At 56.8% G+C, this 13,729-nt stretch carries 14 protein-coding genes; 3 read left to right on the top strand and 11 right to left on the bottom strand.

The genetic code is table 11. From position 1 onward, the window contains the following. Positions 1-6 precede the first annotated feature (6 nt). From creD to VGM48_RS05325, 9 genes are all read right to left on the bottom strand, one after another. Complete coding sequence (gene creD, locus VGM48_RS05365) at positions 7-1,413, bottom strand: cell envelope integrity protein CreD (protein WP_331576803.1); 1,407 nt, start codon at positions 1,411-1,413, stop codon at positions 7-9. A 26-nt stretch (positions 1,414-1,439) separates the two neighbouring features. After that, positions 1,440-2,108, bottom strand: coding sequence for a DUF1361 domain-containing protein (locus tag VGM48_RS05360; RefSeq protein WP_331576801.1), 669 nt, complete (start codon positions 2,106-2,108; stop codon positions 1,440-1,442). Beyond that, entirely contained in the window at positions 2,105-2,473 is a 369-nt protein-coding gene (locus tag VGM48_RS05355) for a diacylglycerol kinase family protein (protein ID WP_331576799.1), read from the bottom strand. The genes VGM48_RS05360 and VGM48_RS05355 overlap by 4 nt, the downstream gene beginning before the upstream one ends. 10 nt (positions 2,474-2,483) lie before the next feature. Then, entirely contained in the window at positions 2,484-3,878 is a 1,395-nt protein-coding gene (locus VGM48_RS05350; RefSeq protein ID WP_331576797.1) for a B12-binding domain-containing radical SAM protein, read from the bottom strand. Between the two features lie 10 nt (positions 3,879-3,888). Then, entirely contained in the window at positions 3,889-4,287 is a 399-nt protein-coding gene (locus VGM48_RS05345; RefSeq protein ID WP_331576795.1) for a hypothetical protein, read from the bottom strand. A gap of 94 nt (positions 4,288-4,381) precedes the next feature. After that, on the bottom strand, positions 4,382-4,687 hold the full coding sequence (locus VGM48_RS05340; protein ID WP_331576793.1) for a transcriptional regulator: 306 nt from the start codon (positions 4,685-4,687) through the stop codon (positions 4,382-4,384). Next, positions 4,684-5,319, bottom strand: coding sequence for a hypothetical protein (locus VGM48_RS05335; protein WP_331576791.1), 636 nt, complete (start codon positions 5,317-5,319; stop codon positions 4,684-4,686). The genes VGM48_RS05340 and VGM48_RS05335 overlap by 4 nt, the downstream gene beginning before the upstream one ends. 84 nt (positions 5,320-5,403) lie before the next feature. Beyond that, complete coding sequence (locus tag VGM48_RS05330; protein WP_331576789.1) at positions 5,404-6,867, bottom strand: Ig-like domain-containing protein; 1,464 nt, start codon at positions 6,865-6,867, stop codon at positions 5,404-5,406. A 180-nt stretch (positions 6,868-7,047) separates the two neighbouring features. Further along, the gene (locus VGM48_RS05325) at positions 7,048-7,992 is read right to left on the bottom strand and encodes a bifunctional helix-turn-helix transcriptional regulator/GNAT family N-acetyltransferase (RefSeq protein ID WP_331576787.1); all 945 of its coding nucleotides are present in this window, start codon (positions 7,990-7,992) and stop codon (positions 7,048-7,050) included. Positions 7,993-8,142: 150 nt separating this feature from the next. Between VGM48_RS05325 and glpK the strand changes: the two genes are divergently transcribed. The 3 genes from glpK to VGM48_RS05310 are packed head-to-tail and all read left to right on the top strand — an operon-like array spanning position 8,143 to position 11,933. Beyond that, positions 8,143-9,648 carry a glycerol kinase GlpK gene (glpK, locus tag VGM48_RS05320; RefSeq protein WP_331576785.1) on the top strand — a complete coding sequence of 502 codons (1,506 nt, stop codon included), beginning with the start codon at positions 8,143-8,145 and terminating at the stop codon, positions 9,646-9,648. 2 nt (positions 9,649-9,650) lie between these two features. Further along, on the top strand, positions 9,651-11,207 hold the full coding sequence (locus VGM48_RS05315) for a glycerol-3-phosphate dehydrogenase/oxidase (protein WP_331576783.1): 1,557 nt from the start codon (positions 9,651-9,653) through the stop codon (positions 11,205-11,207). 18 nt (positions 11,208-11,225) lie between these two features. Continuing rightward, positions 11,226-11,933 (top strand): MIP/aquaporin family protein, encoded by a 708-nt coding sequence (locus tag VGM48_RS05310; protein ID WP_331576781.1) that lies wholly within the window; start codon positions 11,226-11,228, stop codon positions 11,931-11,933. 157 nt (positions 11,934-12,090) lie between these two features. Here VGM48_RS05310 and VGM48_RS05305 read toward each other — a convergent pair whose 3' ends face one another. Together VGM48_RS05305 and VGM48_RS05300 are read right to left on the bottom strand one after the other, a co-directional pair. Continuing rightward, a complete protein-coding gene (locus VGM48_RS05305; protein WP_331576779.1) occupies positions 12,091-12,369 on the bottom strand; it encodes a hypothetical protein in 279 nt (92 codons plus the stop codon). A gap of 150 nt (positions 12,370-12,519) precedes the next feature. Next, positions 12,520-13,716 carry an aspartate aminotransferase family protein gene (locus tag VGM48_RS05300; RefSeq protein WP_331576777.1) on the bottom strand — a complete coding sequence of 399 codons (1,197 nt, stop codon included), beginning with the start codon at positions 13,714-13,716 and terminating at the stop codon, positions 12,520-12,522. Positions 13,717-13,729: the final 13 nt, after the last annotated feature.

Genomic DNA, 13,729 nt, shown 5'->3' with positions numbered 1-13,729 from the left:
TTAGGGTTAGGGAGTAACCGGGGCGGGTTCCGCGGAAGGTTGGCCGCCCTGCTTTTGGTCCCATTTTATTTTCCGGGAGAAGTACATCACGATCGCCAGGGTGATAAAGAGGCCGATGCTACCCATGAGCAGCGCATAATCCTGCAACTGGATGAGGGTAAATACGAATCCGTATTGTACGACCAGCAGCAGGGTGATGAACAGTGACATGCGGCCCGAGCGAAGGAGGCTGCCCACGTACCAGGCGATGAGGCCGATGGTAGCGAGAGCCGCGATGGTGTAGGCGCCGTTGAAGCCCAGGTATTCCGAGAGGGACAGCAGCAGGGCATAGAAGATGCATAGGGCGAGTCCGACCAGCGCATATTGCACGGAATGAATGATCCGGTCGTAGACCCATTCGATCAGCAGGAAGGCCGTGAAGGTGAGCAGGATGATGAGGATGGCGTATTTGACGCTGCGGGTTGTCTGTTGGTATACGTCGACGGGGACGATGAGGCTGACGCCAAAGGCAGAACTCTCCAGGTCGTAATTCCCTTCTTTCCATTGCTGGGGGAATTTCCGGTTGAGGGCCAGCACTTTCCAGTCGGCTACGAAGCCGCTGTCTTTTATCGTGTGGGTATCGGGGAGGGCGCTGCCCGTAAAGCTGGGGTCGGGCCAGGCGGAGGTAGCCTGTACGCTTGTTTCGCGGCCGGCCGGGACAAAAGAGAGGTTGCCGGAGCCTTTCAATTTCACGGTTGCCGAGAATTCCAGTTTGTTCTTTGCGGCCGATTGCATCCAGGCAGGCAAAGTGGCGCCGAGGGCTGTTTTGAATTGTTCGGTGGAGCGGCTTGCGGGGGCCAGGTCGAGATCGGCGGTTTGCGGGGTGAGGATTGCGACGGAGCCGGCGGAGTTTGCGGTGGCGAAGCCGGCGGTGGCCAGATGAAGCTTCATATCTTCCTTGAGGCCCTGGAGGTCGCTGATGTCGAAGAAGATGGTGGCGTCTTTCCAGAGCAGGTTGGCGGGTGAGAGACTCAGCTCTTCGAGATGGAGGCTGTCGAAGCTGCCGCGAATGTCGAGTTCGGTCGTATAGACGATGACCTGGTAGATGCCGCGATATCTTTTCTCGGGTGCGAGGCGGGTGTGGATATCGAGCCTGGAAGGCAGGAAGTAGGCCCAGCGTTTTACTTCCACCTTGTTGCCGTTGTCGGTGTTGACGTCCATGTAGGGGATTCCGATGACCGGACCCGTCACGGTTTGGGGGGCGGCCCAGCGGGAGTTGATCTCGGAGACGGCGTCCCGTTGACGGTCCCGGCGTTCGCGCACGAGGTCCTGGATAAAGAATGTCGGGATGAGCATCAGCAGGATCAGGGCGCCGATGAGCGCGGTTTTGAAGGCAACGCGAAAGCTGCCCCAGAGGTTGGGTTTAATTTCCATGGTTTGTGTGTTTTATTTTGGGTTGGTCAGTTAAGTGCACGGCTAAGTTTCTTCATCATGGTATAAATAAAGATCAGCAGTACGGTGTAGCAGCCGATCATATTCCAGGCATATTGATGACGAAAGGGGTGGATGATCATTGTCCCGATATCGGCCGCCAACTGGAACGGGTTGCTGAGGATATCCCAGCTATTGTACCGAAGATAGCGACCGACATAGACGCCAAATGCGTTGAGGGCCATGATGGGATAGATGGGCAGGTTATACAATTTTTCCATCTGCCGGAGGGAGAGGACGCCGAGCAGCAGTCCGTTCCAGGCGCAGGAGAAGATCAGTGCGAGGTCGAACCATTCGGGTGCGAGGGGATGCCGGCTATCGTGCAGATGATAGAGGTCGGTCAGGATGTAGAATGTGTTGGGCAGGAAGACAAGCCAGGCCAGGAAGATGCCATAGCGGAAAAGAGGCTGCTGCATCCATTTCGGGGATGCAGTCAGCCAGTTGGACAAGGCATAGGGAATATAGGCTAAAAACAGGTTCCATATCATGTACACGAACATCCAGCTCCCGGTGTGCAGGATGCGGAAAACGATCAGTCCGCAGCTAAAGATGATGCTGGCGGTCAGGAGCCGGTCGAGCTCGGTGCGCAGGAAGAAGAATCTCCTGAGATATTTGTTTTGAAAAGAAAAGGTTGTCATATAATTTTTGGGATGAAGATGAACAGACCCGCGATGACGGCGATGATGGCCGCCACGAGGACGGCGCCGGCCGCGAGATCTTTTATGATCTTTATTTCTGGATGCCGTTGTTTTGTGATGTGATCGGCGAGCTTTTCGAAGCAGGTGTTGACGATCTCCGCGACCCAGACCAGGCCGATTACCCCGGCGAGGGTAGCGGCTTCGGGGCAGGAGACCTTAAATACGAGGGCGGCGATGAGGACGGCGATGGTCGCCGTGAAATGGATACGGGCGTTGTGTTCATAGAGCACGAAATTCCGGATGCCCCGGAAGGCGTGGGTGAAACTGATGAGGCGGCTGCGGATGGAGAATTTTTCGGGTTGCATGCGTTTACGTTTATGCGATTGCGGGAAAGGGAGCCGCGGTTTGACCGCGCTTCACCTTCGACAATATGGCTTCCAGTAAAGGTAGCATCTTGTTAAGACCCTCTGTTTTTATTATAAAATTCCACATCGGCTCGAATTTTTTCCAGCCGCCGGCGTAGGCAAAATGTTTGATCCGGTGTTTGAGATCCTCGTGGCCGAGGCTTGCCCTTACGATATTGCCCCAGGAATAGAAGGAGCGATAGGCATGGTCATAGCCTTTTTTCAACTGGTCGGCGGAGAGTCCCGTGGTTTTGTACACTACCTGGCGGGTATCGTAGCAATCCCAGTTGCGGTGGAGGATGCGGTCCTGGGCTTCCATGTCTTTGAAGAGGCGGGTACCGGGATAGGGAGTAAGAATATGAAAGGTACAGGTCGTCAGAGAATTCCTTACGGCCCAGTCAACGGTCCGCTGGAACACATCCGGGTCGTCGTCGTCCAGGCCGAATACGAAGCTGCCGTTGATCATGATCCCCAGCGAATGGAGTCGCCGGATAGCTTCTTCATAGTCACGGCCGATGTTTTGTTTCTTATTGCTTTGCACGAGATTATTCCGGCTAAGGGTCTCGAAGCCGACGAACACGCTGCGCATGCCTGCTTCGGCGGCATGTTCTATTCCGTCGCCCCGAAGGATGGCGTCGATGGTGGAAGCGCCCTGGAAGACGCGGTTCATTCCCTTCATCCCGTCGAAGAGGGCGTTTGCAAACCGCTGGTTGCCCAGAAGGTGGTCATCGAGGAAGTACAGATGCCGGCCGGGCAGGCGGTCGATCTCGGCGAGGGCGGCGTCTACCCGTTGGGTATAGAAGGAGCGGCCGCCTTCGAAGAACGCGTCCTTATAACAGAAGTTACAATGATGTGGACAGCCGCGGGAGACCACGATGGAGTTGGGGACGAGATAGCGGGTACGTTTGATGAGATCGCGGCGGATGGGTGGAATGGCGGCAATATCCCGCTCTTTGTTGTAATAACGTTTCCGGGGTTGGTTGGCTTTGAAGTCGCGAAGAAACTCCGGGAAGGTGTCTTCCCCCGGGCCGATAAAGATACTGTCGGCATGCTGCGCGGCTTCTTCGGGGAGGGAGCTGACGTGCAGACCGCCCAGGCAAACGTATGCCCCTTTCCGGCGGTATTGGCCGGCGATGGCGTAGGCGCGGAAAGCGTTTGTGATATAGACCTGGATGACGACCAGCTGAGGCTCGTCATCGAGATCGAGCTGTTCCACGTGTTCGTCCTGGAGATGGATCTCATCGTCGGGCGAACAATAGGCGGCGAGGGTAGCCAGGCCCAGCGGGGGGAAGAGGGAATATTTTATGGGGCGCCAGAAGGGGCTTTTTGCTTCTGTCAATGCAGGCAGGATCATTTTGATCTTCATGGTTAGCGGTTTAATAGCGGATATGCTGGATGAGGGTATAGAGGGCCAGGACGATCAGCAGGAGGGCGCTTTGAAGCGCGATGGCGGTGTTGAGCCAATTCCGCCGGTAGGCTACGCCCAGCTCCAGGCCTTTCGAACTCTGGTGCAGGCGTAGCTTCAGGATGGCGGCAACATTAAAGAGTACAGCCAGCAATAGACAGCCGAGAATGAGCTGGGCTTTATGGAGTGCAAAAGGATGAAAGGGTGATTGAAGAAAGGAGGGTGCGATATCATAGTACATCGATTTCGCCCCGAAGAAAAGCCGGATCAGGAAGGCCAGCAGGAAATAGCAGGCGGGCAGCATCAGCATGAAGCCGAGGATACCGGATAAGAGGGGGCGAAGATTAGATATTTTAAAAGCGCTTTGCATTTCAAAGTATTTGGGTAAAAAAAATTTGTTTTTTGTGTCTGCCGTGAATTTTGTTTTGTGTACGCCGCGAATGATGTTTTATAGATGCGGCAAATCATGCTTTGTGTACGCCGCGGATCATATTCTCAAGGGCTTCGAGATGTTCTTTAAAGGCTTTTTCGCCGGCCTTTGTGATGGAATAGGTGGTATTCGTCTTCCGGCCGATGAACCCCTTGTGAACTTTTATAAAGCCGTTCTCTTCGAGGTTGGTCAGATGGGAGGCGAGGTTTCCGTCGGTGAGTTCGAGCAGCTGTTTGAGATCGTTAAAGCTGATCTCTTCGTTCATCAACAGGATGCTCATCACTCCCATGCGGATGCGACTATCGAATACTTTGTTCAGGTTCCCGATCGGATTCTTCATGATCTTTCATATTTCCACCACATGATCAGCCCATACACGATGTGCAGTGCGCCGAAACCGGCGGCCCAGAAGCGCAATCCGTAGTGAGGAAAGTACATATTTACACAGCCAAGTGCTATTTCCAAAAGTCCAAGATATCGAATATCCGTTAAAGTGTATTTGCTGGCGTTTACGAGGGCGAGTCCATAAAATACGAGGCAGGCGGGCGCGACGTAGGACCAGCCGGAGTGGTCAAGCAGTCCCAGGACGAAGAAGCCGCCGGCGGCAAGGGGGATGGCCATATTGGCGGCAAGCCGTTTGGACGCATGGTCCCAGATGGGGAGTTTGCTGCGGCGGGCTTTGCGCCAGGTGAAAAAGGTGGAGGAGGCAAGTGCGGCGATGAGGACTCCGAGGGCGAGGAAGATCATGCGTTGGAGCAGCGGATGTTCGTGGTATTCGCCTTGTGCGGAGCCGTCGGAATCGACATAGGGTGTCAGCCAACCGCGGGCGATCCAGGCGCCGATGAGGGCGCAAACCCCTGCGCTGACCCCGCTTAACCCACTGAGGGAAATAAAGCGGGAGCTGCGTTCCATCATGCGTTTGATGTCCTGCAGGGTTTCGAGGGATTGCTCGGTTGGACTTTGATTGGTCATAAAAGCACTTTGAAGTACAAAGTAAAGGCTATTTTTTTACCCCTGCAAATTTTCCTAGAGGAAAATTTGCAGGGGTAAAAATCTTTAATATATCAGGACCTTGAATTGCAGGGTAGCGGGCTTGCCGTCTTTTCCTCCAAACACCTTCAGGTAATAGATGCCGGGGCCGACATGACGGGCGTCGACGGCGAACATATGGTTATAGTAATAGAGCCGGTTGTTGGCGCCGACCTGCTGGCCGTTTCCGTTGTAAAGAATATAGGCGCCGGCGGTGAAGGTTTGGTCCGGCAGGCAGTAGAAGATGCCGTGCGAAGGATTGGGGAACAGGCTGGCGCCGTTGGGTAGTTTTGCGGGTTTGAGCACCAGGACGGTAGCAGTGACCGGTATTGCGGCGTTGTAGTTATTGTCCCCGGGTTGGCTGGCGGTGATCGCTACGGTTCCGGTATCGAGAAAATTTAGCTGGTCGCCGTCAATGGTGGCGATCCGGGTGTCGGAGCTGCTGTATTGCACCGGCAGACCTGAGGTCGCCGTGCTTTTGAGGGTTGGCGGGGTATCGTACCCCAGGATGAAGGTAAGCGGCAGTTGAAGGGAGATAATAAACTGGTCCTTCTTTTTGACCAGCAGGGTGCGGGTCACCGGTGTTGCGGCCTGTAGGCCACGGCCGCCATCCTGGAAGGCGGTGATCGTCGTCTGGCCGGCTTTGTTGATATGGATCTGTGGTCTGCCGGTCCAGTCGGTGGTGAGCCGGGCGATGGTCGTATCCGCGATGACAAAGCGTACTTCCAGCGTCGACGTTGCCGAGGCGCCGATGTAGAAATCAGGATCGCCATAGGTAGGGGTCGGGAACGAGTCGAATTTAATGAACTGCAGCGGCTGAACGGTGATCGCTTTTGAGGATGCGGCGCTGGTACCGCAGATGGTGGTGGCGACGACACTGAGCACACCGCTGGTAGCTGCCGGGTAAGGGGAGAAACTCACATCCACCGGGTTCCCGGTGTTTGGGAAGTAGCCCCCGCCGATAAAGACATACGAACCGGAATAGCTCCATTGATAATTTACATTTGGATCGGTGGGGCCGTCGATGGAATATCTCACCGTGTTCAGGCCGACGGTATCGACATCCTGGCCGATGATGGCACCCGGCTGAGCGGGAGGAGGCACCACGGTCAGCGTCAGGGTCATTTGGGAGGAAAGCGTTCCATCGGTGACCTGGAATACGACGACATCGGTACCCGCATAGCCCGGATTGGGGGTATAGGTTATGGAGTTTGGCTGGTAGACCCCGAAAACCGGATTGGAGGTAAAATTGGCGGCGCTGCTGATGGCGGCGGTGCCATGAAGCGCAGGGGTCGCGACGGAATAGGTCAGATTGGTGTAGGGCCCGTTGTAGGTCGTCTCCAGGTAGAGCCGGAGATCATAGGGCGAAGCATTCTCGCAGACGCCCCAGCTGAAGGTTGGGTAGATGAACTGCGGACCGCCGGTCTGTGCGTGGACAGAGAGGCCAATAAGGATAAGCAAGGCGGTTAACGGGCGGATCAATGGGCTCATACGATGTCGGTTAGGGGTCGATAAACTTCCGCAAAAAAAGACAAGATAACCGAGATATGCAAGTCCTATTTAAGCCAGGGCCGGTGGCTGCTTCGGGCAGGGGCCGGTGGCTGCTTCGGGCCAGGGCCGGTGGCTGCTTCGGGCAGGGGCCGGCGTTTGCTTTAACCGGGGTGTCAGGGCTCAGAGGATCAACTCCATCTGAATATTTGCGCGCTCATATGGGGATGGGGGGCCGGCGACTTTACGGAAGCCGAATTTATGATAGAGGCTGATGGCGGGTTTGAGGGTGGTGTTGCTTTCGAGGTAGACGCGGGGTGCGCCGAGTGCCCGGGCCTTGTCGATGCAGGCCTTGCCGACGAGGTAGCCGATGCCCAGACCCTGGGCCCGGGGGGAGACGGCCATCTTGGCGAGTTCGAAACCGCCATCCGGCATGGGGATGAGGGCGCAGGCGCCGACGGGCTCGTTCTTGTAGAGGGCGATAAAAATATAACCGCCTTTGTCGAGGATATATTCCTGGGGGTGGTCGAGGGCCTTGTAGTCGCCTTCTTCCATCCGGAAATATTTGGTGATCCATTCTTCATTGAGCCGGCGAAAGGCCGGTTGCCAGGCCGGCGTATAATCCACGATCACGACCTCCCGGCTTTCCCGGATCTTCTTTTCTTCGCGGACGCGGTGCAGCAGGTTTTTTTGTTCCAGCAGGAACTCCCATTCGGCGATGGCCTTCCAGAGATCGTGATCGGTCTCTTTCATGGCTTTTTCGATGGCCGCGGTGACATCATCCAGCTGAGCCTGCATTTTCTGGCGGATCCCGAGGCCGGTAGCGGAGAGCAGGACGAAGTTCTTTCGTCCATCGGCTTCGCCTTTCTTTTCGACGATATATCCTTTTGCCGCCAGTTCCCGGACGATCTGGCTGACGGAGGGGTGGGTATGGCCAATTTCGCGGGCGATGTCGGTTATCGATTTTTCCCCGGTGGGCGAGAGGGAGTAAAAGACGGGGAACCATTTTGGTTGAAGATCGACCTGATAGAGGTCGTAGATGCCGGCGGCCTGTTCGGTCATTTGTTCGCTGAGGCGACGGAGCCGGCTGCCGAGGGCCATTTTGCCGGTGCGTTCATAGAAATCCATGATGATTGATATTAGTTACGTAAGTGCTTACGTAAATGTATGGAGAATTTCGCGCTCTGGGAAATAAATCTTGGGGAGCCGGGGCCGGGCGGCGGAGTTTGCGGCGGCGGGGGGATTTTTCTTACATTCGGGAATAATACAGACGATTACATGCCAGCATCCTACATCCTTGCTTTAGACCAGGGCACGACCAGTTCGAGGGCCATTCTATTCGATCACAACGGGCAGATCCGGCAGATGGCGCAAAAAGAGTTTACCCAGCACTATCCGCAGCCGGGTTGGGTGGAGCATGATCCCGAGGAGATCTGGTCGTCGCAGTATGGCGTGCTGGCCGAGGTGCTGGCGAAGAGCAACCTTACCACCCGGGATATTGCCGCCATCGGGATCACCAATCAGCGGGAGACCGTCGTGGTTTGGGAGCGGGCCAGCGGCCGGCCGATCCATCCGGCGATCGTCTGGCAGGACCGGCGGACGGCGGGGTTTTGTGATGAATTGAATGCGCGGGGGATGGGACCGATGATCGGGGAGCGGACGGGGTTGGTGATCGACGCCTATTTTTCGGGGACCAAGCTCAAGTGGATCCTGGATCATGTCCCCGGGGCGAGGGCCAGGGCGGAAAAGGGGGAACTGGCTTTTGGAACGGTGGACAGCTGGCTGGTCTGGAAGCTGACGATTGGGAAGCTGCATATCACCGACACGACCAATGCCTCCCGCACTCTTCTTTTTAATATTCACACGCAGCAGTGGGATGCCGATTTGCTCCGGCTTTTCGAGATCCCGGCGGCGATCCTCCCCGAGGTGCGGCCGTCGAGCGAACTATATGGACATACCGGCAGCATCATGGCGCCAGGGTCGGTCGGGATCCCGATAGCCGGCATTGCGGGAGACCAGCAGGCGGCGTTGTTCGGGCAGCTTTGTACGCAGCCGGGGATGGTCAAGAACACCTATGGCACCGGTTGTTTTCTGCTGATGAATACGGGGACGAAGGCGGTTGCCTCCAAAAACCGGCTTATCACGACCATCGCCTGGACGCGTGGCGGCAAGACGGAGTATGCGCTGGAGGGGAGTATTTTTATCGCGGGGGCGGTGGTGCAGTGGCTGCGGGATGGGTTACATTTTATCCGTCAGGCCCAGCAGGTGGAAGCAATGGCCGCGGAGGTAGCGGATACGGGCGGGGTTTATTGCGTGCCGGCCTTTGCGGGACTTGGGGCGCCTCACTGGAATCAATATGCGCGGGGGAGTTTTTTCGGGATGACGCGTGGGACTTCGCAGGCGCATATGGCGCGGGCCGCGCTAGAGAGTATCGCCTATCAGACCTATGATGTGCTGAAGGCGATGGAAGCCGACAGCGGGATCGTGTTGAAGGAGTTGCGGGTGGACGGTGGTGCGACGGCCAATAATCTACTGATGCAGTTTCAATCCGATATTTTGCAGGTGCCGGTGGTGCGGCCGGTGGTGACGGAAACGACGGCGCTGGGGGCGGCTTATCTGGCGGGTCTTGGTGTCGGTTACTGGTCGTCGGAAGAGGATATCCGGCAGCAGTGGGCGGAGGACCGGCGTTTTCGGCCGGAGATGGAGGGACAACAAGCGCGGCAATTGCTGAATGGCTGGCAGCGCGCCGTAAAGGCGGCGATTGCCTGGGCCGACAATGCATGATCATGAAAAGACAGGAGATGATAGCGGCGCTTGAAACGAAGGGCGCGGAGCAATGGGATATCTGTATCATCGGCGGCGGGGCCACTGGGCTTGGGGTGGCGGTGGATGCGGCATCCCGCGGGTTCAGCACGCTGCTGGTAGAGCAATATGATTTTTCGAAGGGCACGTCGTCGCGTGCCACCAAGCTTGTGCATGGCGGGGTCCGGTATCTGCAGCAAGGCAATGTGAAGCTTGTCACGGAGGCGCTCCATGAGCGGGGCATCCTTCGGCGGAATGCGCCCCACCTGGTGAAGGATCAGTCGTTCATCGTGCCCAACTATAAATGGTGGGAAGGCCCCTATTACGGCATCGGCTTAAAGGTATATGACTGGATGGCGGGTAGTCTGGGGCTTGGCAAGTCGAGACTGCTGTCGCGGGAGGAGACGCTGCAAATGGCGCCGACCCTCGATGCCGAGGGCCTGCGGGGCGGTGTTCTTTATCATGACGGGCAATTCGATGATGCGCGGCTGGCCATTCACCTGGCGCGAACGGCCGCGGAGCATGGGGCGGTGGTGCTCAATTATTGCCGGGTCGATGGATTTGTAAAGGCGGAGGATAAGATAACGGGGGTACGGGTCACGGATACTCTTGGTGGAAAGGAATATACCATCGCCGCAAAGGTGGTGATCAATGCCACGGGTGTGTTTACCGACAGTGTGCTTCGGATGGATGATGCGGCGAGCGAGCCTATCATCGCCCCGAGTCAGGGGGTGCATCTGATGCTGGATAAGGATTTCTTACCCGGGGAGGCGGCGATCCTTGTGCCGCATACGGATGATGGCCGGGTGTTGTTTGCGGTTCCCTGGCATGATAAGATCATCATCGGGACGACGGATACGCCGGTAAAGCAGATCGATATCGAGCCGCGGGCGTTGCCGGAGGAGATTGCTTTTATCCTGGAGCAGATCGGCCGTTATCTGCGGCGGGCGCCGGGCCCGGAGGATATCCGCAGCATCTATGCCGGTTTGCGGCCATTGGTGAGGAGCAGCAGCCGGAAGACGGCCGAGCTGGCGCGTGACCATCTTATTGTGGTGTCGGATTCCGGGCTTGTAACGATCACGGGCGGCAAGTGGACGACCTACCGGCGGATGGCGGAGGATACGGTGAATACCGCCATTGCCCGGGGAAAATTGCCGGACCGGCCCTGTGTCACGGCCACGCTGCCGATCCATGGGGCGATGGTTGTCGACTTCGCGGATCCGCAACATTATCATGGCAGCGATGCGGCGAAGATCCGGGAGCTGGGGTCGACGAACCCCGAATGGAGCGGAAAGCTGCATCCGCGGCTGCCGTATCTGCGGGCGGAGATCATCTGGGCGGCGAGGGAAGAGCTTTGCATGACAGTGGAGGATGCGCTTAGCCGGCGGACGCGCAGTCTGTTGCTGGACGCCCGGGCGGCTATCGAATGTGCGGAACCGGTAGCGGCGATGCTGGCGGGCGAACTCGGCCAGGATGCCGGCTGGCAGCGGCAGCAGGTGGAGGAATTCCGGCAACTAGCGGCAGGCTATCTTGCGACATAACTTCTTAAACTATACACTATGACGCCTTTTTTTGGCGAATTTATCGGGACGGGGATGCTTGTCCTACTCGGGCAAACCGTTGTCAGTAATGTGGTGCTACAAAAATCGAAGGGTTTTAGCAGCGGGTGGATCGTGATCAGCTTTGGCTGGGCGATGGCCGTTTTTGTCGGCGTTTACTGCGCGACCGGAGCGAGTAAGGCGCATTTGAATCCCGCCATTACACTCTCTTTTGCCATGCTCGGGAAGATTTCCTGGGATATCGTGCCGTTGTATGTCGGAGCGCAGTTTCTTGGTGCAATGACAGGGTCTCTTCTTGCCTGGCTCTGTTTCCGGCCGCATTTTGAGGCGACGGCGGACGCGAGCGCCAAATTAGCGGTGTTTTGCACGGCCCCGGCTATCCGCAGTCCCTTTGACAACCTGATGGCGGAGGCGATCGCCAGCTTTGTGCTTGTCTTTGGCGCGCTGTTCATTGCTTCGCCGGGAAGCAGTCTCGGGGCATTGGACGCGTTGCCGGTAAGCCTGCTTGTGTTGGGGATCGGGCTTGGCCCCGGCGGGCCGACGGGATATGCCATCAACCCTGCGCGTGATCTGGGTCCGAGGATCATGCACGCTCTCCTACCCTTGCCGGGTAAGCGGGATAGCGACTGGTCTTATGCATGGGTTCCGGTGGCAGGTCCGGTGATCGGCGGGCTTTTAGCGGCGCTGGTTTATCACGCGCTGCATTGAGGCTTATGTCTGGCTTGCAGCCGACGGGCCCTTTGCCCGTTGGACAAAAAAAATCCCTGCCGTGAAGCAGGGATATACTAATCAAATTCCTAGCCAAATTATTCTTCTCATTCACCCTTATATACGAGAGAATGATGCCTTTGGTTTTCCCGGAAGGTCATTTTTCCGTTTTTTTTAACATAAGGGTACAGGCTTCGAGCAGTCGCTCGAAGTCTTTGTAACGCATGAGCAGGTTTGCTCTGTCCTCGGGACTTTCGAATTCCGTGTTTTCCGTAGTGAGACAGGTTTGCACCATCTCCCAGAGGATAAAACGGCATTCATGCAGGCGGTAATCGCTGAAAAAACGTTCGAATACGCCGACGGGATCCCGCATTTCATCTTCCGCCAGCAGTAATACCTGGTCGAACATTTCTTTTCTTTCCAAAAAGACGGACATAAAATTGTTTTTTTAGGTTAATACTTGGCTGCATCCGGTTGACGCCGGCGTAGAAGGATTGTCAATTGCGGATGCTCCACTTATCCGCAGCGATGGAAGAAAGAATGATTAACCTATTTGCGTGAGTAGGTGTTGAGGGGGGATGTAAAGTTAATGAAAAAAATCACTTGAGGATAAAATTGTGGCGCAGGCTTTTTCTATTTGTGCGTCGGTGATGGATAGTGGCGGGGCGATGCGAAGGCAATGGGGAGCGAACAGGTACCAGTCGGTGAGCAGGCCGGCGGCGATGCAGGCGTCGATGACGCGTTTGTTCTGTTCGAAGCTTTCGTACTCCACTGCTATCAGCAATCCGCAGGTGCGGACTTCTTTTATTGCGGGGTGGACGAGCAGGCGGCGAAAGAGCGCTTCTTTGCGCGACACTTCTTCTATCCAGCCGGATTCGAGCAGTACCTGCAGGGAGGCATGACCGGCCGCGCAGCAAAGCGGGTGGCCGCCAAAGGTTGTGATATGGCCCAGCACCGGATCGCCGGTGAGGCTCCACATGCGCTGCCGGCTGGCTATAAACGCGCCCATGGGCAAACCGCCGCCGAGGGCTTTCCCCAACAGCACCACGTCCGGGATAACGTCATAGGCCTGAAAGCCCCAGAGGGTTCCGGTGCGGCCAAAACCGGTTTGGATCTCATCCAGAACGAGCAGGGCGCCGGTGTCGTCACAGCGTTGCCGGAGCTGCCGCAGCCAAACTCTGTCGGGGGCGAAGACGCCCCTTTCCGCCTGCACCGTCTCGGCGATGACGCAGGCGGTGCGATCGGTGATCGCATCCAGCGCTTCGGGGCTGTTGTACTCCACGTGATGGATACCGGGCAGCAAGGGGCGGAAGGCATTGCGCCAGTATTCATCGCCCATTATGCTGAGGGCGCCCTGTGTGGAACCGTGATAGGATTTGTTGAACGCGACGATCTCCGTACGGCCCGTGAGCCGTTTGGCCAGTTTCATGGCCCCTTCCGTCGCTTCGGCGCCGCTGTTTGTAAAATAAACGGAGTCGAGGGACTCCGGCAGATGGCTTGCCAGTGACGCGGCATATTGCACCTGCGGGGTCTGGATCAGTTCGCCGTACACCAGCAGGTGAAGATAGCGGCCGGTCTGTTCGTTTATCGCCTCCACTACGCGGGGGTGACGGTGACCGGTGTTACAGACGCTGATGCCGCCGATCAGGTCCAGGTATTCTTTCCCGTTCCGGTCATACAGATAGACGCCTTCGGCTTTTACGATCTCTAGACCGAGGGGGTTGGGCGAGGTTTGTGCGACGTGGCGATGGAATAAACGATGATTATCGTGACCTGTGCTCATGGAAGCACAAAGT

It is taken from the genome of Puia sp., from assembly GCF_036500295.1.
Classification (GTDB): Bacteria; Bacteroidota; Bacteroidia; order Chitinophagales; family Chitinophagaceae; genus Puia.
This window is presented reverse-complemented; position numbering and strand designations above follow the sequence as displayed.

Coding starts and splice junctions, on each gene's coding strand:
- creD (WP_331576803.1), bottom strand. CDS start 1,413: ATGGAAATTAAACCCAACCTCTGGGGCAGCTTTCGCGTTGCCTTCAAA.
- VGM48_RS05360 (WP_331576801.1), bottom strand. CDS start 2,108: ATGACAACCTTTTCTTTTCAAAACAAATATCTCAGGAGATTCTTCTTC.
- VGM48_RS05355 (WP_331576799.1), bottom strand. CDS start 2,473: ATGCAACCCGAAAAATTCTCCATCCGCAGCCGCCTCATCAGTTTCACC.
- VGM48_RS05350 (WP_331576797.1), bottom strand. CDS start 3,878: ATGAAGATCAAAATGATCCTGCCTGCATTGACAGAAGCAAAAAGCCCC.
- VGM48_RS05345 (WP_331576795.1), bottom strand. CDS start 4,287: ATGCAAAGCGCTTTTAAAATATCTAATCTTCGCCCCCTCTTATCCGGT.
- VGM48_RS05340 (WP_331576793.1), bottom strand. CDS start 4,687: ATGAAGAATCCGATCGGGAACCTGAACAAAGTATTCGATAGTCGCATC.
- VGM48_RS05335 (WP_331576791.1), bottom strand. CDS start 5,319: ATGACCAATCAAAGTCCAACCGAGCAATCCCTCGAAACCCTGCAGGAC.
- VGM48_RS05330 (WP_331576789.1), bottom strand. CDS start 6,867: ATGAGCCCATTGATCCGCCCGTTAACCGCCTTGCTTATCCTTATTGGC.
- VGM48_RS05325 (WP_331576787.1), bottom strand. CDS start 7,992: ATGGATTTCTATGAACGCACCGGCAAAATGGCCCTCGGCAGCCGGCTC.
- glpK (WP_331576785.1), top strand. CDS start 8,143: ATGCCAGCATCCTACATCCTTGCTTTAGACCAGGGCACGACCAGTTCG.
- VGM48_RS05315 (WP_331576783.1), top strand. CDS start 9,651: ATGAAAAGACAGGAGATGATAGCGGCGCTTGAAACGAAGGGCGCGGAG.
- VGM48_RS05310 (WP_331576781.1), top strand. CDS start 11,226: ATGACGCCTTTTTTTGGCGAATTTATCGGGACGGGGATGCTTGTCCTA.
- VGM48_RS05305 (WP_331576779.1), bottom strand. CDS start 12,369: ATGTCCGTCTTTTTGGAAAGAAAAGAAATGTTCGACCAGGTATTACTG.
- VGM48_RS05300 (WP_331576777.1), bottom strand. CDS start 13,716: ATGAGCACAGGTCACGATAATCATCGTTTATTCCATCGCCACGTCGCA.